13 protein-coding genes are annotated in these 17,563 nt (G+C 74.1%); 9 read left to right on the top strand and 4 right to left on the bottom strand.

Annotation, left to right across the window (positions count from 1 at the left end; all coding sequences use genetic code 11):
• The first annotated feature begins 70 nt into the window (after positions 1-70).
• Complete coding sequence (locus AQJ11_RS39495; RefSeq protein WP_059266591.1) at positions 71-1,225, top strand: transglycosylase family protein; 1,155 nt, start codon at positions 71-73, stop codon at positions 1,223-1,225.
• Here the strand turns inward: AQJ11_RS39495 and AQJ11_RS39490 are convergent.
• Entirely contained in the window at positions 1,195-2,661 is a 1,467-nt protein-coding gene (locus tag AQJ11_RS39490; protein WP_059266590.1) for a DMT family transporter, read from the bottom strand. The genes AQJ11_RS39495 and AQJ11_RS39490 overlap by 31 nt on opposite strands.
• A 228-nt stretch (positions 2,662-2,889) precedes the next feature.
• Here AQJ11_RS39490 and AQJ11_RS39485 point away from each other — a divergent pair, with 228 nt between their 5' ends.
• The 6 genes from AQJ11_RS39485 (at position 2,890) to AQJ11_RS39460 (ending at position 11,831) form a co-directional block, all read left to right on the top strand.
• Positions 2,890-3,654 (top strand): (2Fe-2S)-binding protein, encoded by a 765-nt coding sequence (locus tag AQJ11_RS39485; RefSeq protein WP_059266589.1) that lies wholly within the window; start codon positions 2,890-2,892, stop codon positions 3,652-3,654.
• A 40-nt stretch (positions 3,655-3,694) separates the two neighbouring features.
• Positions 3,695-4,846, top strand: coding sequence for a glycogen synthase (gene glgA / locus AQJ11_RS39480; protein ID WP_079082632.1), 1,152 nt, complete (start codon positions 3,695-3,697; stop codon positions 4,844-4,846).
• 50 nt (positions 4,847-4,896) lie between these two features.
• Complete coding sequence (gene glgC / locus AQJ11_RS39475; RefSeq protein WP_014676390.1) at positions 4,897-6,117, top strand: glucose-1-phosphate adenylyltransferase; 1,221 nt, start codon at positions 4,897-4,899, stop codon at positions 6,115-6,117.
• Positions 6,118-6,243: 126 nt separating this feature from the next.
• The gene (locus AQJ11_RS39470) at positions 6,244-8,565 is read left to right on the top strand and encodes a GH92 family glycosyl hydrolase (RefSeq protein WP_059266588.1); all 2,322 of its coding nucleotides are present in this window, start codon (positions 6,244-6,246) and stop codon (positions 8,563-8,565) included.
• 147 nt (positions 8,566-8,712) lie between these two features.
• The gene (locus tag AQJ11_RS39465; RefSeq protein WP_041665577.1) at positions 8,713-10,044 is read left to right on the top strand and encodes a wax ester/triacylglycerol synthase family O-acyltransferase; all 1,332 of its coding nucleotides are present in this window, start codon (positions 8,713-8,715) and stop codon (positions 10,042-10,044) included.
• Positions 10,045-10,313: 269 nt separating this feature from the next.
• Complete coding sequence (locus tag AQJ11_RS39460; RefSeq protein WP_014676394.1) at positions 10,314-11,831, top strand: SDR family NAD(P)-dependent oxidoreductase; 1,518 nt, start codon at positions 10,314-10,316, stop codon at positions 11,829-11,831.
• A gap of 85 nt (positions 11,832-11,916) precedes the next feature.
• Here AQJ11_RS39460 and AQJ11_RS39455 read toward each other — a convergent pair whose 3' ends face one another.
• The gene (locus AQJ11_RS39455) at positions 11,917-12,312 is read right to left on the bottom strand and encodes a hypothetical protein (RefSeq protein WP_059266587.1); all 396 of its coding nucleotides are present in this window, start codon (positions 12,310-12,312) and stop codon (positions 11,917-11,919) included.
• 453 nt (positions 12,313-12,765) lie between these two features.
• Here AQJ11_RS39455 and AQJ11_RS48765 point away from each other — a divergent pair, with 453 nt between their 5' ends.
• Positions 12,766-12,939 carry a hypothetical protein gene (locus tag AQJ11_RS48765; protein ID WP_014676396.1) on the top strand — a complete coding sequence of 58 codons (174 nt, stop codon included), beginning with the start codon at positions 12,766-12,768 and terminating at the stop codon, positions 12,937-12,939.
• A gap of 187 nt (positions 12,940-13,126) precedes the next feature.
• On the opposite strand, the gene AQJ11_RS39450 is transcribed toward AQJ11_RS48765, so the two are convergent.
• Positions 13,127-14,500, bottom strand: coding sequence for an amidase (locus AQJ11_RS39450; protein ID WP_059266586.1), 1,374 nt, complete (start codon positions 14,498-14,500; stop codon positions 13,127-13,129).
• A gap of 177 nt (positions 14,501-14,677) precedes the next feature.
• On the opposite strand from AQJ11_RS39450, the gene AQJ11_RS39445 reads away from it, so the two are divergent.
• Entirely contained in the window at positions 14,678-16,714 is a 2,037-nt protein-coding gene (locus tag AQJ11_RS39445; protein ID WP_059266585.1) for an endo-beta-N-acetylglucosaminidase, read from the top strand.
• Positions 16,715-16,795: 81 nt separating this feature from the next.
• Here the strand turns inward: AQJ11_RS39445 and AQJ11_RS39440 are convergent, their stop codons facing one another.
• Entirely contained in the window at positions 16,796-17,527 is a 732-nt protein-coding gene (locus AQJ11_RS39440; protein ID WP_059266584.1) for a FadR/GntR family transcriptional regulator, read from the bottom strand.
• Between the last annotated feature and the right edge of the window lie 36 nt (positions 17,528-17,563).

Here is a 17,563-nt window from a genome sequence, read left to right as displayed (position 1 = left end):
CTGTCTTGTCATGGCCTGTTCGGGGCGCTTACTTTTGCCGCTCCTGACGCATGGCGAGGGGATTTCGGACATGGCCGTACGCGGCCGGCACCGCCGGTACCAGCCGAACAGGATCAACCGCGCCTCACTCACCGTCACGGCGGGTGGCGCCGGCCTCGCGCTCCCGCTGGTCGCCGCCGGCACCGCGGACGCCGCCGACGCGGCCACCTGGAACAAGGTCGCCGCCTGCGAGTCCAGCGGCAACTGGAGCGTCAACACGGGCAACGGCTACTACGGCGGGCTCCAGTTCACCCAGTCCACCTGGGAGGCCTACGGCGGCGCCCGGTTCGCGCCGCGCGCCGACCTGGCCACCAGGGCGGAGCAGATCGCCGTCGCCGAGAAGGTACTCGACGGGCAGGGGCCGGGCGCCTGGCCGGTGTGCTCGGTGCGGGCCGCCCTGACCCGGGGCGGACCCGCCCCCGACGTGCACACCGAGACCAGCACCACGCGCCCCGCGAAGACCGGTTCCGCGCACTCCGGCTCCGTCAGGGACGTGCAGCCGCAGACCACCCCGCAGTCCCGGGCCGGCCGGGCCGAGATGTACACCGTGGTGCACGGCGACACCCTCTCCGGCATCGCCGGCGACCACCACGTGACGGGCGGCTGGCGCACGCTGTACGCGGGCAACCGCGCCACGATCGGCACCGATCCCGACCTGATCATTCCGGGGCAGCGGCTCAGCCTGAACGGCACCCCGACCCGCTCCGCACCCCCCAAGGCACCGAAGAAGAAGGCCCCTTCGGAGCATCCCACCACCCACCGCACGACGCCCCCGGCCCGGCACGCGCTCGTCGCCCCGGTGACCGCGTCCGTCGGCACCGGCTACCACGTGGCGGGCTCGCACTGGTCGAAGGGCTACCACACCGGCATCGACTTCCTCGTGCCGACCGGCACCTCCGTGAAGGCGGCGGCGGCCGGGCGCGTGGTGGCCGCGGGCTGGGGCGGCTCGTACGGCTACCAGGTCGTGATCCGGCACGCCGACGGCCGCTACACCCAGTACGCCCACCTGTCGGCCATCGCCGTGCGGGACGGCCAGAGCGTCACCGCGGGCCAGCGCATCGGCCGCTCCGGCGCCACCGGGAACGTCACGGGCCCGCATCTGCACTTCGAGGTGCGGACGGGGCCCGGATTCGGCTCGGACGTCGACCCGCTCGCCTACCTCCGGGCAGGCGGCGTCAGGATCTGACGCGGGCACGGGTGCCGGTCCAGCAGCGGCAGGGGCACGGTGACACCCGCGGGCAGCGGGGTGTACGACGCCGGGAGCACAGCGTCGCCGATCGGCCCGGCCCCGTCGGTGTCCGCCCCGCCGCTCCCGGCCGGCCCGGACGCCAGCAGCCCGGACACGACCGACTCGGCCGCCGCGGCGCGGACCGCCCGCTCGACCGGCCCGCCGTGACCGACCGGCTCGGCCGGCCCGGCGTGCAGGGTCGCCTCGATCGGCCCGGCGTGCAGGGTCGCCTCGATCGGCTTGGCGCGCACCACGGCCTCGGCCGTCCCGGCGCGGGCCGTCGGCCCGGCCACCCCGGCGCCGCTCTCCGCGCGCCCGCCCCGTTCCGCCCCCGCCCCCACGTCCTTGCGCTGGTGCGGCATGGCGAGACGCGCGTCCTCGGCGCCCCGCGCCGCCGGCTCGCCGGTTCGCGTCGGCTCCTCGGCGACCGGCACGGCCTGCGCGGAGGGCACCTCGGCCGACGACCGGACGGCCGGTGCCGGAACAGCGGACACCGGCTCGTCCCAGGCTGCTGCCGAGGCCGGCGCGGGCTCGTCCCAGGCCGTCGCCGAGGCCGGCGCCGGCTCGCCTGTCAGCCGTTCCGTCGTCAGCATGATCAGTCCGCCCGCCGCCACCACCCCGCAGCCCAGGGCGAGCACGGTGCCCGTGGTGCCGTAGCGGAACGTCTCGCCGAACATCAGGATGCCGACCGCGGCGGCCAGCACCGGATTGACCACCGTCAGCGTGGCCAGCGGGGCGGCGAGGCCGCCGCCCCGGTAGGAGGCCTGGGACAGCAGGACGCCGGCGACCGAGAACAGGACGATCACCGCGAGCGAGGGCAGGTCGCCCAGTGCGATGCCGTGGCTCCAGTCGACGGCCACGGTCTTGGTGAACACCGACGACATGCCGAACGCGATGCCGGAGGCGGTGGCGAGCAGCACGCTGCGCACGGCGGGATGCCGGTGCGCGGCCAGGCCCGCGAACATCAGCGCCACCACCGCCCCGCCGGTGACCAGCGCGACCGCCAGCCGCTGGGCCGGGGTGAGGGAGTGCGCGGAGGAGGAGCCGACCAGGGAGAGCAGACCGGCGAGGCCCACCGTGGCCATGAGGGCGCCGCGCCAGGCGGTCGCGCCGGCCCGGCGGCCGACGCACAGCGCCGCCATGGGCAGCGCGAAGACGATGGTCAGCGCGCCGAGCGGCTGGACCAGGCTGAGCGGACCGTAGGCCAGCGCCACGACGTGCAGCACGCCGCCGAGACCGTTGAGCGCCAGCGCGCCCCACCAGCCCGGCCGGCGCAGCGGCAGGTACCCGCTGTCGGGGGAGGACACCGCGACCTGCTCCTGCACGATCGCTCCGCCCGCGTAGGCCAGGGCGGAGACGACCGACAGGAGCACGGACAACGCCAGGGCGCTCATCGGTGTCTCCTCTGGGTGCGACGGGCGTCCTGGGCCCGGCGCGGCGTACGGTCGGCTTCCATGGCCAACACTCTGCCCGCCCGGGTGCTTCCCGTCGTCGTACCTGAGCACGCAATGCGTCCTACTGCCGATGGAGTACACCAGCGGTCTGATCATCCCCAGGACGGGTGAGGGCGGGCGGACACCCGCCCGATCACCCCCGCGCCGCGCCTGGTACGAGTGTCTGTCGTGGACCTGGACCCCGCTCTCTCCGCCCTGCGCGCCCTCGGCGGCTTCTTCCCCCTGCGCACCCTCCCGGCAGCCGCCGACGGCACCGGGGCACGACGGCTGCCGACCCTCGCGGAGGGCTACGCGGGGGCGGGCACGCAGACCGGCCGCGACCCCCTGGCGCTGCGCGTCGCCACCGTCGCGGACCGGCTCGGGACCGGCGAGCCAAGGGTCGCCGCCTCCCTCGCCCAGCAGGGGCTGGCCGCCCGGCTGTGGTCGGCGGCCCTCGGCTGTGCCGTCCTGTACGGCCGGCTGCCCGACCTGGACCCGCGCCTGCTGCGCTGGGACGCCCGCGCCGCCGTCCCCGACGATCTGTGGCTCGCCGAGCTGCGCCCGCTGCCCGGGGACGCGGCCACGCTCGCCGACACCGTGCTGCACGGCCACCTGGAGCCCCTGTCGGCGGTCCTGCGGGCGCGCTACGGCGTCGCGCCGGGCCTGCTGCGGGGCAATGCGGGCTCCGCGCTGGCCGCGACCGCCCGGGAACTGAGCCGCTGGGCGCGCGCCCACGGACGTACCGACGTCGCGGCCCGCGCCCGGGCGCTCACCGGTGAACTCTTCGCCCACCCCCTGCTGAGCGCCACCGGCACCCGCACCGGGACGGCGTTCCGGCGCCGCAGCTGCTGTCTGTACTACCGGGTGCCCGGCGGCGGGCTCTGCGGCGACTGCTGCCTCACCCGACCCCCGCGCTCGACCCCGCGCTCTTCCCCGGGCGCCGCATCTGGGTGACCATGAGGGGAACCTGCCACCGAGACCAGGGGGTTGTCGGGTGCGAGTGGGACTGCTGACCCGGGAGTACCCCCCGGATGTGTACGGCGGCGCCGGTGTCCATGTGGAGTTCCTCGCCCGCGAGTTGACCGCCCTGGTGGACCTGGAGGTGCACTGCTGGGGCGAGGGGCGCGGCGTCGGCGTCGTACGCCACCGGCCCTGGTCCGTCCTCGACGGCTCCAACGACGCGCTGCGCACCTTCTCCGTGGACCTCGCCATGGCCGCCGCCCTCGAAGGCCGCGAACTCGTCCACTCCCACACCTGGTACGCCAATCTCGCCGGCCATGTCGCCAAGCTGCTGTACGGCATCCCGCACGTGGTCACCGCGCACTCGCTGGAGCCGCTGCGCCCCTGGAAGGCCGAACAGCTCGGCGGCGGCTACGCGCTCTCGGGCTGGGCCGAGCGCACCGCGGTCGAGGCCGCCGACGCGGTGATCGCCGTCTCCGGCGCCATGCGCGACGACATCCTCGCCTGCTACCCGGCCCTCGACCCGGCCCGCGTCCACGTCGTCCACAACGGCATCGACACGCGCCTGTACCGGCCCGACCACGGCACCGACGCGCTCACCCGGCACGGCATCGACCCCGCCCGCCCGTACGTCCTGTTCGTCGGCCGGATCACCCGGCAGAAGGGCGTGCCCCATCTGCTGCGCGCGGTACGGGACATCGACCCCGGCACCCAGGTCGTGCTGTGCGCGGGCGCGCCCGACACCCCCGAGATCGAGCGGGAGTTCCAGGAGCTGTTCGAGGAGCTGCGCCGGGTGCGGGCGGGCGTGTTCTGGATCCCGCAGATGCTGCCGCGCACGGAGGTGATCCAACTCCTCACCCACGCGACGGTGTTCGCCTGCCCGTCGGTGTACGAGCCGCTGGGCATCGTCAACCTGGAGGCGATGGCCTGCGGCACACCGGTCGTCGCGTCCCGGGTGGGCGGCATCCCCGAGGTCGTGGACGACGGCCGTACCGGCCTCCTGGTCGACGTGGACGACGGCTTCGAGTCCGGGCTCGCCCGGGCGCTGGACGCCGTCCTCGGCGATCCGGACGCGGCCCGGCGGATGGGCGAGGCCGGACGGGTGCGCGCGGTGGGGGAGTTCGGCTGGGACGCGGTGGCCCGCCGCACGGCGGGGCTGTACGAGGAGATCGTCAAGCAGGCTTAGTCCGGTCTGCTCGGGGCAACCATGGTTCAACCACGGTGAGGGGAGCGGCCATGCGTCGTGGAGGGCCTTCCGTACTCGGGATCGTGCTGGCGGGCGGCGAGGGCAAACGCCTGATGCCGCTGACCGCGGACCGCGCCAAACCAGCCGTCACCTTCGGCGGCACCTACCGGCTCGTCGACTTCGTCCTGTCCAACCTCGTCAACGCCGACGTGCTGCGCATCTGTGTGCTGACCCAGTACAAGTCGCACTCGCTGGACCGGCACATCACCACCACCTGGCGGATGTCCAGCCTGCTCGGCAACTACGTCACCCCGGTCCCCGCCCAGCAGCGCCTCGGCCCGCGCTGGTACCTGGGCAGCGCCGACGCCATCCTCCAGTCGCTGAACCTGGTCCACGACGAACAGCCCGAGTACGTGGCAGTGTTCGGCGCCGACCACGTGTACCGCATGGACCCGCGGCAGATGCTCGCGCAGCACATCGAGGGCGGTGCGGGGGTGACGGTGGCCGGCATCCGGGTGCCGCGCGCGGAGTCCTCGTCCTTCGGGGTGATCACCCCGGGCTCCGATGGCCGTACCGTCGAGCGCTTCCTGGAGAAGCCCGCCGACCCCCCGGGCCTGCCGGACGACCCGGAGAGGGTCTTCGCCTCGATGGGCAACTACGTCTTCACCACCAAGGTCCTGATCGAGGCACTGCACCGGGACGCCGAGGACAGCCAGTCCGTGCACGACATGGGCGGTTCGATCCTGCCCCAGCTGACCGCGCGCGGCGCGGCGCAGCTCTACGACTTCAGCGACAACCACGTGCCCGGCGAGACCAGCCGCGACCAGGGCTACTGGCGGGACGTGGGCACCCTGGACGCCTACTACGAGGCTCACATGGACCTGATCGCCGAGCGCCCGGCGTTCAACCTCTACAACCGGCAGTGGCCCATCTACACGCACTCCTACCAGCTCTCCCCGGCCCGCTTCAACGCGGGCGGCATCGCGAGCGAGTCCATCATCAGCGCGGGCTGCCTGATCCGCGGCCAGGTCACCCGCTCGGTGCTCTCCCCGGGCGTGCGCGTCGACCCCGGGGCGGTTGTGCAGGGCTCGGTCCTGCACGACAACGTCCACATCGGCCGGGGCGCGGTGGTCCGCGGTGCCGTGCTGGACAAGAACGTCGAGGTGCCGCCCGGCGCGACGATCGGCGTCAACCCGGAGCGGGACACCGAGCTGTACACCGTGTCCAAGGGCGGGGTCATCGCGTTGGGGAAGGGGCAGCGGGTGCCCTGACGGACCGGGCGTCAGCGGCCCCCGGGGCGCGACGCGTTCGACATCACCCTCTCGGAATGCCCAGGTTTGCACCGTCGGCCGTCCAGGATGCAGGCAACGATGTCCAACCTGCGGAGGTCATCCGACATGAGAGGGACCCGGCGCACGCGGCTGTGCCTGGCCGGGGTGATGGCAGCGTCCGCGCTGATCGCCACCCCCGCCGCACGCGCCGCCGAGCGGACCGACGGCCGCCTCACCGACCTGGTCAACCCGTTCATCGGCAGCCAGAACGAGGGCAACACCTTCCCCGGCGCGGCCGTGCCCTTCGGCATGGTGCAGCTCTCCCCGGACACCGGGCACAGCACCGGGTACGACTACGCGCAGAACCGTATCCGCGGGTTCTCGCTGGTCCACCTCTCCGGCGTCGGCTGCCGGATCGGCGGCGACCTGCCCGTGCTGCCCACCACGGGCGACGTCACCCAGACGGACCACGCCCAGTACGCGGCGGCCTTCTCGCACGACGACGAGGAGGCGAGCCCCGGCTACTACCGGGTCGGCCTCGCCTCCGGCATCCGCGCCGAACTCACCGCGACCGCCCGCACCGGCGTCCAGCGCTACACCTTCCCGGCCACCCAGAAGGCCAACGTCCTGCTGAACGCGGCCCAGTCGCTGCACAAGGCGGTGAGCAGCGCGGTGCGGATCCTGGACGACCGCACCGTGCGCACCGAGATCACCGGCCACGGCTTCTGCCGGGACACCGGCCCCTACACGGTCTACACGATCACCCGCTTCAGCCGGCCCTTCACCGCCTTCGGCACCTGGGACGGCGGGACCGTCACCCCGGGCGCCCGCAGCGGATCCGGCGGCGCCTACGTCCGCTTCGACACCACCCGGGACCGCACGGTCGAGGCGACCACCGCCCTGTCGTACGTCGACTCGCGCGGCGCCGCCGGCAATCTGCGCGCCGAGGGCGGCCGGGCCTTCGACGCCGTACGCCACCGGGCCCGCGAGGAGTGGGAGCGCCGGCTCGCCGCCGTCCGGGTGCGCGGCGGCACGCCCACGCTGCGCCGGACCTTCTACTCCTCGCTGTACCGCTCCCAGCTCGCGCCCAACGTCGGCAGCGACGCCGACGGCCGCTACTTCGGCTGGGACCGCCGGATCCACCGCGCCCGCGGCTTCACCTACTACCAGAACTGGTCGCTGTGGGACACCTACCGCACCCAGGCCCAGCTGCTCGCGCTGCTCGCCCCGCGCGAGGCACGGGACATGGCCCGGTCGGTGGTCGCGGTCGACGAGGACGGGGGGTGGCTGCCCAAGTGGGGCTACGGGCCGGTCGAGACGAACATCATGAGCGGCGACCCGGTCACCCCGTTCCTGACCACCGCCTACCGGATGGGGCTCCTGAAGGGGTTCGAGGAGCGGGCCTACCGCGCGCTGAGGAAGAACGCCGACGGCGTGCCGCCCGCCGAGCACCCGGGCATCGGCCGGGAGGCCAACACCGAGTACATCGCCGAGGGGTTCGCGCCTTACGTCAAGGACCGGCCGTACGCCAAGATGGGCGACTCGGACTACCACCACGGCGCCTCCGTCACCCTGGAGTACGCGCTCGCCGACGCGATGCTCGCCCAGATGGCCCGCGGTCTCGGCCACGAGGACGACGCCGCCCGCTACGCCGCCCGCTCGCGCAACTACCGCAACGTCTTCGACCCGGGCACCGGCTTCTTCCGCGCCCGTGACGCCTCCGGCGCCTTCACCGGCTCCCCCGACCCGGCCCGCGGCACCGGCTTCCACGAGGGCACGGCCTGGCAGTACCAGTGGCTCGTCCCGCAGGACGTCCCGGGCATGGTCGACCTGATCGGCGGCACGCGCGCGGCCAACGCCCGGCTGGACGCCTTCTTCGCCTACGACCGGCTGCTCGCGGACCCGGAGGGGACCGCCCGCGAGGTGTGGGTGCACGGCGATCCGTACGCCTACTACAACGCCGCCGTCTACAACCCGATGAACGAGCCGGACCTCATCGCGCCCTACACCTACCTCTCCACCGGCCAGCCCTGGAAGACCACGGACGTGGTGCACGCGGCGCTCACCCTGTTCACCGACAGCCCCACCGGCATGACCGGCAACGACGACCTCGGCACGATGTCCGCCTGGAACGTCCTGTCCTCCATCGGCCTCTTCCCGGTCCAGCCCGGCTACGACACCTGGGGCCTGACCACCCCGGTCTTCGACCGCGTCGACCTCGCCCTGGACCGCCACTACTGGCCCGCCGGCCGGCTGACGGTGACCGCGCCCGGCACCTCGGCCGCCGACCGCTACGTCCAGGCCGTGCACACGGACGGCAGGCCGCACGGCCGGACCTATCTGACGACCGGCGCGCTGCGCTCCCTGCGCTCCCTCGCCTTCACGGTCGGCCCGCGCCCGTCGGAGTGGGGTACGTCACCCGAAGCGGCGCCGCCCGTCCTGAAATGACCTCAGCCGTCGCCTGCGTCCCGCCGCTCTCACCGGTGGCGGGACTTTACCTGGCCGTAACTGTGCGTAGCTTGATCGTACTTGACCGTAATCGCTCAGCAGGGATTGACTGCTGATCCACCCCTTGTCGACGCGTGAGGCAAGCCCTTGACTTCCGACCTGCTCGCTCCCCTCGACCTGGCCTTCTGGAACATGGAGTCCGACCGGCACCCGATGCACCTCGGGGCGCTCGGCGTCTTCTCCGCGCACTCGCCGACCGCCGGGGCCCACGCCGCCGACCTGCTCGCCGCCCGGGCCGCCGCCGTACCCGGCCTGCGCATGCGCATCCGGGACCTGTGGCAGCCGCTCGCCTTCGGCGGCGCCGCCCGCGAGACCGACCCGGACTTCGACCCCCTGAACCACGTACGGCTGCACGCCCCGACCGACGACTTCCACGCGGACGCCGGGCGGCTGATGGAGCGCCCGCTGGAACGCGGCCGGCCGCCGTGGGAGGCGCATGTGCTGCCCGGCGAGGACGGGGTGTCCTTCGCCGTGCTCTTCAAGTTCCACCACGCCCTCGCCGACGGGCTGCGCGCGCTGAAACTCGCCGCCGGCGTCCTGGACCCCGTCGACCTGCCCGAGCGCGCGCCCCGCGCGACCGAGCCGCCGCGCGGCCTGCTGTCCGACGTGCGCCGGCTGCCCGCGCGGATGCCCGGGCTGTTCCGGGACGCGCTGTCCGACGTGGGCCGGGCCCTGGACATCGGCGCCTCGCTCGCCCGGTCCACCCTCGGCATGCGGCCGTGCGCCGCGCTGACCTGCGCGCCCAGCGGCACCCGCCGCACCGCCGGGGTCGTCCTCGACATCGACGACGTGCACCGGGTGCGCAAGAACGCCGGCGGCACCGTGAACGACGTCCTCATCGCCGTCGTCGCCGGCGCGCTGCGCCGCTGGCTGGAGGAGCGGGGCGACGGCAGCGAGGACGCGGCGCCCCGCGCCCTGATCCCCGTCTCCCGGCGCCGTCCGCACTCCGCCCAGCCGCAGGGCAACCGGCTCTCCGGGTACCTGATACGGCTTCCGGTCGACGAGCCCGACCCGCTCGGCCGTCTGGAGACGGTGCGCACCGCGATGATCCGCAACAAGGACGCGGGTCCCAACCGGGGGGCCGGCGCGGTCGCGCTGCTCGCCGACCACGTGCCGGCGTTCGGGCACCGGCTGGGCGGGCCGCTGGTCGGCCAGGCGGCCCGGCTGTGGTTCGACATCCTGGTCACCAGCGTGCCGCTGCCCGGGTTCGGGCTCCGGCTCGGCGGCCACCAGCTGACCGAGGTGTACCCCCTGGCCCCGCTCGCGCCCGGCCAGGCGCTGGCGGTCGCGATCTCGACGTACCGCGGGCGCGTGCACTACGGGCTGGTCGCCGACGCGGTGGCCGTGCCGGACCTGGACCGGTTCGCCCACGCGGTGTCGGCGGAGGTGGAAACGCTGCTGACCGTCTGCGACGGCTGAGCACCGGGCACGGCACCGGCGCCGCTGGGCCCGGGGCACGGGTTCCCGCCGGCACCACCCGCGCGGCTTGCGCCACCGGGCGCGGGCGGGCCCCGCGGGGCGTGCGCCCCGCCGGCCGCCGCGGGTGCGGGGCCGTGCGGCCGGCCGGGTGCGGCACCCGCCCGTCCGGGCAGCGGTTTGGTGCGTCGGGCCGGGCTCCGTAAAATTCGCTGTTCGAAAGCGGGCGCGAGTCGGAGCGCTGCGCGGGTGATCAGGGAAGCGGCAGCGCGATGACGGTGACAGACGACGGCTCGGCGGCGATGGACGTGCCCACGGACGCCGCCATGGACGAGGCGGTCCACGGGCCCGGTATCGACCCGGAGCGGCTGGCCGTCTGCCTCAGCGTGCTGGAGGAACTGGACCGGATCGACGTCGACCACCCCGACGCCATCGCCGTGCGCCGTGCCACCTCGCACATCTACCGGACGGTGAAGCAGCGCCGCCGCCAGGAGCGCCGGGCCGCCAAGACCGCGCACGACCGCTCCGTCACCGAGGCCACCGCCACCGGCTCCGCCGAGCGCATCGACGACGAGACCGAGGGCATCCTGCCCTCCTCCAAGGTCGAGCCCGGCCGGATCGCGGGCATACTCCAGCGCCCGCGCTCCTGCTACATCTGCAAGCAGCGCTACGTAGAGGTCGACTACTTCTACCACCAGCTGTGCCAGAAGTGCGCCGCCGAGAACCGCGCCAAGCGGGACGCCCGCGCCGACCTCACCGGCAAGCGCGCCCTGCTCACCGGCGGCCGGGCCAAGATCGGCATGTACATCGCGCTGCGCCTGCTCCGTGACGGCGCCCACACCACCATCACCACGCGCTTCCCCAAGGACGCCATCCGCCGCTTCAAGGCGATGGAGGACTCGGCGGACTGGATCCACCGCCTGGAGGTCGTCGGCATCGACCTGCGCGACCCCGGCCAGGTCGTCGCGCTGGCCGATCAGGTCGCCGAGGCCGGCCCGCTGGACATCCTGATCAACAACGCCACGCAGACCGTGCGCCGCCTGCCCTCGGCCTACGCCGCCCTGGTCGAGGGCGAGAGCGCCCCGCTGCCCGCCGGGGAACTTCCCGCCCACCACGTCATCGGCGCGTTCAACTCCGGCGCGGTCGACGGCCTGGCCGCGCTGCCCGTCGGCACCAGCGGCCTCGACGCGCAGAAGGTCGCCGACCTCGCCCTGGTCGCGGGCAACGCCAGCGTCGCCCGGCACCTCGACGGCACCGCCATCGACGCGGGCGGCCTGCTCCCCGACGTCGTGGAGTCCAACACCTGGGTGCAGACGATCGAGCAGATCTCCCCGGTGGAACTGCTGGAGACCCAGCTGTGCAACTACACGGCGCCGTTCATCCTGATCAGCAAGCTCCGCCCGGCCATGGCCGAGGCCGCCCGGAAGGCGGCGAGCGGACGGGCGTACGTCGTGAACGTCTCGGCCATGGAGGGCGTCTTCAGCCGGGGCTACAAGGGCGCGGGCCACCCGAACACCAACGCCGCCAAGGCCGCCATGAACATGGTGACGCGGACCAGCGGCCACGAGATGTTCGAGACCGACCGCATCCTCATGACCTCGGTCGACACCGGCTGGATCACCGACGAGCGCCCCCACTACGACAAGCTGCGCCTCGCCGAGGCCGGCTTCCACGCACCGCTCGACCTGGTGGACGGCGCCGCGCGCGTCTACGACCCGGTCGTGCGCGGCGAGGCGGGCGAGGACCTGTACGGCGTCTTCCTGAAGGACTACGCGCCCGGCAAGTGGTAGACGACGGGCGCAGCCGCCGCGGGTGACACCCGGGCGTGAGCCACGGCGGCGGCGCGGCGCGCGAGCCACGGCCGCCGCCGTGTCCTCAGTCGACCGCGCCGAGCCGCGCGTGGCGGGCCGCCACCAGTTCCAGCACCGTGCGCCAGTCCTCCAGCACGCCCGCGTCGAGGCCGGACGTGCGGCCCTCCTCGTGGGCCTGGCGCAGCCGCAGCGCATCGTCGTCCGCCGGGTCCGCGTCCCCGCGGACCAGCCGGAACACCCGCTCCCCGAGCAGGGCGCGCACCGCCTCGGCCGCGCTGCGCGCCCGGGCCGCCTCGTCCCCCGGGCAGAGCACCGGCCCGATGCCCAGCACCAGCCCGGCCACCTGGAGTTCCTTGTCGGCGGGACGGCCGCGGCGCAGCAGCGCCGCGGTCCGCAGCGCGTGCTGGGGCCGGCCGGCGTGCAGCAGATCCATCAGCTCCTCGACACTGCGCAGCTCCATGCGTCAGCCCTTCCGCGAGACAGCCGTTGCCGCGTCAGCACACCATCACGAGCTTGCCGCCGGGCCAACAGCACTTGAAGAGGTGTTCGTCCCTGTAGGCCACACGGGTGATTCGCCGCGTCGTCCGAGTGAGCGGCTTGTTTCAAAAGACCCCATATTAGGGGGTATTGAGAAGCGGCAGGAAGCATATCCGTTACAGCTTGTTTGCACTCCCTATCGAGCGGACGCCCGCTCATTTGGTTAATCTGGAGCCGACGGACACCAGCACCGGGGTTCCACCCACACCCACCGTCCGTCCTGGGGCGAGCCGGCGGACAACGGCCTGCTCTGACAGAGGAACCGGCGCCACCGCGTCCGAACTGGCCTTCCATCCAGACCCGAGCGGGCGTCGAGCACCGGAGCGCAGACTGTCCGGTACGCCCCGAGGGTGACCCGACACATAAGGAGTGCGCGGTGACACCGGAGAAGACGAATCGCGAGCAGCGCCCCAAGGAACACACGGAGCGCCCGGGCCGCCGGCCCGGAGAACTCGGCAGCCTCGACGTGTGGGCCCGGTCCGCCCCGATCCGCCTCGCGGGTTACGAGGACGACCTCGCCGAGCCCCACATCCTGCCGAGCGTGGACTGACCCCGGGTCGGTCCCGTCGCGATCGCCGCCCGCGTGGGCGTGACAGACGCACGCCCACGCGGATCACAGGAACCGCGGCCCGAACACCGCCCGCCGATCCGGCCCGCCCCGCACCTCGGACACCAGCCGCCGGCCCGGCCACCGCGCATCACCTGCCGGGCGCCAGCCGCCGGTCCGGCACCGCGCATCACCTGCCGGGCGCCGGCCCCTCGCCCCACTCCGCCACCGGTGCCGTCCGCCGCCACGGGCTCAGCTCCTCCAACTCCCGCGCCAGTTCCAGCAGCACGGCCTCCGTACCCGGCCGACCCACCAGTTGTACGGCACAGGGGGCGCCCGAGGGCAGCCGGCCGGCCGGCACGGACATCGCCGGCCAGCCCGTCAGGTTCCACGGCGGGGTGAAGGGCGAATAGGCCGTGTTGGCCAGCACGTTGCGCAGCCAGCCGCGCTCGTGCCACGGCCCGGCCTGCGGGGAGCGGCGGGCGAGGGCCGGGGTGAGCAGCACGTCGTACTCGGTGAAGAACGGCGTCAGCCGGGCGCGCAGCCGCTCGCGCGCCACGCCGGTGCGGACCTGCCGGACGAACCGGCTGCCCACGGTCGCGTGCACCCGGGTCCGGCGGGCCAGCCGCGCCCGGTCCAGGCCCCGGGCGTCCACCGCCGTACCCGCCGTCCAGTGCTGGAGCGCGGTCACGCCGAGGGAGAGCGGGTACGGCGGCTCGGCCCGCCGCACCTGGTGCCCCGCCCGGGCCAGCGCCCCGGCCACCTGCCGGACCGCGGTCGTATACGGCCTGCTCACGCTCACCCCCGAGAGCGGACTGCGCAGGCCGACGGCGATCTTCCGGCGCGTCCCCGCCGGTGGCCGGACGAACTCCGTGTCCGCGAGGACCGCCAGCATCAGCCGCAGGTCCTCGACCGTCGTGGCCAGCGGGCCGTTCTCCGACATGCCGAACCAGTCGCCGTCACCGATCCCCGCCGGCACCACCCCGTGCCCCGGCTTCAGCGTGACCAGCCCGCAGTTCGCGGCCGGGATGCGCAGCGAGCCCATCCCGTCGTTGCCCAGCGCGAGCGGCACGAGCCCCGCGGCCACCGCCGCCGCGCTGCCCCCGGAGGAGCCGCCCGCCGTGCGGGAGGGGTCCCAGGGGTTGCGGGCGATGCCGTACGGGCCCTCCGTCGTGCCGAAGACACACAGCTCGGGCACGTTCGTCAGCCCGACGACGACCGCGCCGGCCGCCCGCAGCCGGGCCACCGTGACATGGTCCTCGGCGGCCGGGGCGTCCGGGGTGGCGGCGGAGCCGTTGCGGCACGACTCGCCGCGCACCGCGAGGTTGTCCTTCACCGCCACCGGCACGCCCGCGAGCGGCAGTCCGGTCAGATCGGCGCGGGACGCCAGCTCGTCGGCCTCGGCGAGCGCCGCCTCCGCCCGGACCTTCCGGAACGCCCCGATCCGGCCGTCGAGTCGCTCGATCCGCGCGAGGTGCCCGGCCACCACCTCCCTCGGCGTCACCCGCTTCTCGCGGACGGCGGCGGCGATCTCGGTGGCACTCCGGCCGGCCCAGCTGCTCACGGGCACTCCTCGTTACTCATGGGTACGGAAGGCGGGCAGGGAGAACTGTGCCCGCTCGCGGGGCCGCACGTCGAGAGGCCGTGCGCCGTCATTGACTTCCACCGAAGATCCCGACAACGATGTCACGGCGCAGTCGTCACAGCAGGTACGTCCCGTCCCTCATGGAGGCCTCCGCTCGTGAACCCCACCAGACGCACGGTCCTGATCGCCGCCGGCGCCGCCGCCCTGACCCCCGCGCTGCCCGTGCCGTCCGCGCAGGCGGCCCCGCGAGCCGCCGCCGCGACCCCGCCGTACGCCTCCTACTGGTACCCGGACTCGCTGCCCGCCGGCAGCCCCGGTCCCGGCATCACCTGGCGCAGCCTGAAGAGCTGGCGCGCCGCCGACGACCCCGACCTCGCGTTCAACGCCGCCTCCATACCGCTCGCCGCCCGCTTCACCCCGACCCCGGCCAACACCACCGCCCGCTCCGGACAAGCCCGCGTCCAGGCCCTCGTCTCCTTCGGACCCACCTCCGCCAACCCCTCCCAGGGCTCGGCCACCGCCGACTACTACGCCCTGACCCACTGGGCGTACATCGACGAGCTGGTGTTCTGGGGCGGTTCGGCCGGCGAGGGCCTGATCCTCGCGCCGAACGCCCCCATCGTGGACGCGGCCCACCGGCACGGCGTCCCCGTCCTCGGGAACATCTTCCTGCCCCCGGTGGCCTACGGCGGACAGCTCCAGTGGACCCGGGACCTGGTGCAGAAGGACGCCGCCGGTCACTACCCGCTCGCCGCGCAACTCGTCGCGGTCGCGGCGGCGTACGGCTTCGACGGCTGGTTCGTCAACGCCGAGACCAGCGGCGGCAACACCGCGCTGGGCACGGCCATGCTGGGCTTCCTCAAGGAGCTGAAGTCGCTCGCGGCGGCCCGGGGGCAGCGGGTGACCTGGTACGACGCGATGACCGTGAACGGCACGGTCAGCTGGCAGGGCGCCCTGAACAGCCAGAACCAGGCGTTCTTCCAGTCCGCCGACGACATGTTCGTGGACTTCCGGTGGAGCGCGGCCACGCTCGCCGCCTCGGGCACGCAGGCGGACCGACTGGGGCGCAGCCGCTACGAGTTGTGGGCGGGCGTCGACGTCGAGTCGAACGGGTCCGGTACGTCCGTGAACTGGGACGCGATCGTGCCGACCGGCAAGCCGCACGTCACCTCGATCGGCCTCTACCGGCCCGAGTGGACCCGCAACCACCTGCCCGCCGACCAGCGCGCTCCCGAGGACTTCCACGCGGCCGACGACCGGTTCTGGACCGGGCGGTCGCTGGACCCGTCGCGGCCCGACGGGAGCGATCCGTGGCGGGCGCCTGCGGTGTCCGTGGCGGACCGGTCGACGGTGACCTCGGTGCCGTTCGCGAGCGTGTTCAACACCGGGCACGGACTGCGGTGGTACGAGGAGGGGGCCGTCACCTCGGAGGCCCCCTGGAACCACCTCGGGCTCCAGGACCGGTTGCCGTCGCGGCGGTGGGCGGTCCGCACGGCGGGGGAGCGGCCGGCCGTGTCCTTCGACTTCGCCGACGCCTGGCGGGGCGGGAGCAGTGTGCTGGTCGCGGGTGAACTGGATCAACCGGCGGTGGTGGACCTGTACGCGACCCGGCTGCCGATCGGTGTGAACACCGTTGCCGAGCTGACCTTCCGCAGCGAGTCCGGGGATGTGGACGTCGAGCTGGCGGTGGCGACGGCCGAACCGAGCGCGCCGGGGGCGACACCGCCGTACACATATCTGGCTGTGAACCCGGTCAACAGCGGAATCCGGGTCCGGTCGGTCAACGGCTGGCAGACCGTGACCGTACCGCTCACAGGTCTTGCCGGCACCGTCCACGCGCTCGGCGTACGGCTCACTGCGACCGCGGGCCCGGTCCGCTGGCGGCTGGGCGGCCTGGCCGTACGCGACACCGTCACCGCACCCGCCGCCCCCTCCGGCGCCCGCGTCACCGCGGCGAACGGCGGCGACCTCCGCCTCGCCTGGACCGCCGCCCCTGGAGCCGTCCGCCACTACACCCTCCACCGCCTCCTCCCCGACGGCACCCGCCGCTTCCTCGGCGCCACCGGCCAGCTCGCCTACTTCGTCGCCGGCCAGCGGCCCGAACAAGGGGAGACGGCCGCACGGTTCGAACTGCGCGCGGTGGGGGAGCTGTACAACGCCTCGGCCGCGGTGACCGTGACCCACCCCTGGTAGGCACCCCAACCCGGAACCGCGGGGAGTGGCGTCGGGGTCGTCAGGACCCCGCCCGAGGCCACGACGCCACCAGCGGGGCCGTCAACGAACATCCCTGGCCGACGAGGCGGGCTGGCCGCCGAGCTGGGCCCGCAGCCACTCCTCCACCTCGCCCACGTGGGCCGCTGCCGCCGCCCGGGCCGCCTCCGGGTCGTGGGCGGCGAGGGCGCGGTGGATGGCGGCGTGTTCGCGGCGGGTACGGGCGAAGGCGCCCTCCTCCTGGTAGCCGCGCCAGACGCGGGCGCGGAAGGTGCGCGAGGACAGGCCGTCCAGGATGGCGGCCATGGTCTCGTTGCCGGCGGCGGACGCTATCTCGCGGTGGAAGGCGAGGTCGTGGGCGAGGATCTCCTCGGGGTCGTCGGTGGCGTTCATGGCCGCCAGGTGCTTCTCGACGGCGGCCAGTTGGCCGGCGGTGATACGCGCGGCGGCCAGCGCGGTCGCCGTCGACTCCAGGATCCGGCGCACCTCCAGGAGTTCCACCAGGCGCGGGCCCCGGGACAGGTCGGCGACCACCCCGAAGGTCTCCAGCAGGTCGCCGGCCTCCAGTGCGGTGACGTAGATGCCGGACCCGTGCCGTGCCTCCAGGACGCCCATGACCGTCAGGGCGCGGATCGCCTCCCGCATCGAGCTGCGCGAGATGCCCAGCTGAGCGGCGAGTTCCCGCTCGGTGGGCAGCCGCTGGCCCGGCTCCAGCCGGCCCTCGGCGATCATCGCCTTGACCGCCTCGATGGCGCGCTGGGTCACCGTGCCCTTCTGCGGGGCTGCCTCGTCCACGCCACTCCTCCAGTCACCGGGTGCGTCGCAGTCTAG

It is taken from the genome of Streptomyces corchorusii (assembly GCF_001514055.1).
GTDB lineage: Bacteria > Actinomycetota > Actinomycetes > Streptomycetales > Streptomycetaceae > Streptomyces > Streptomyces olivaceoviridis.
Note: the sequence above shows the minus strand (reverse complement) of the source record. Positions and strands in the feature narration are given on the sequence as shown.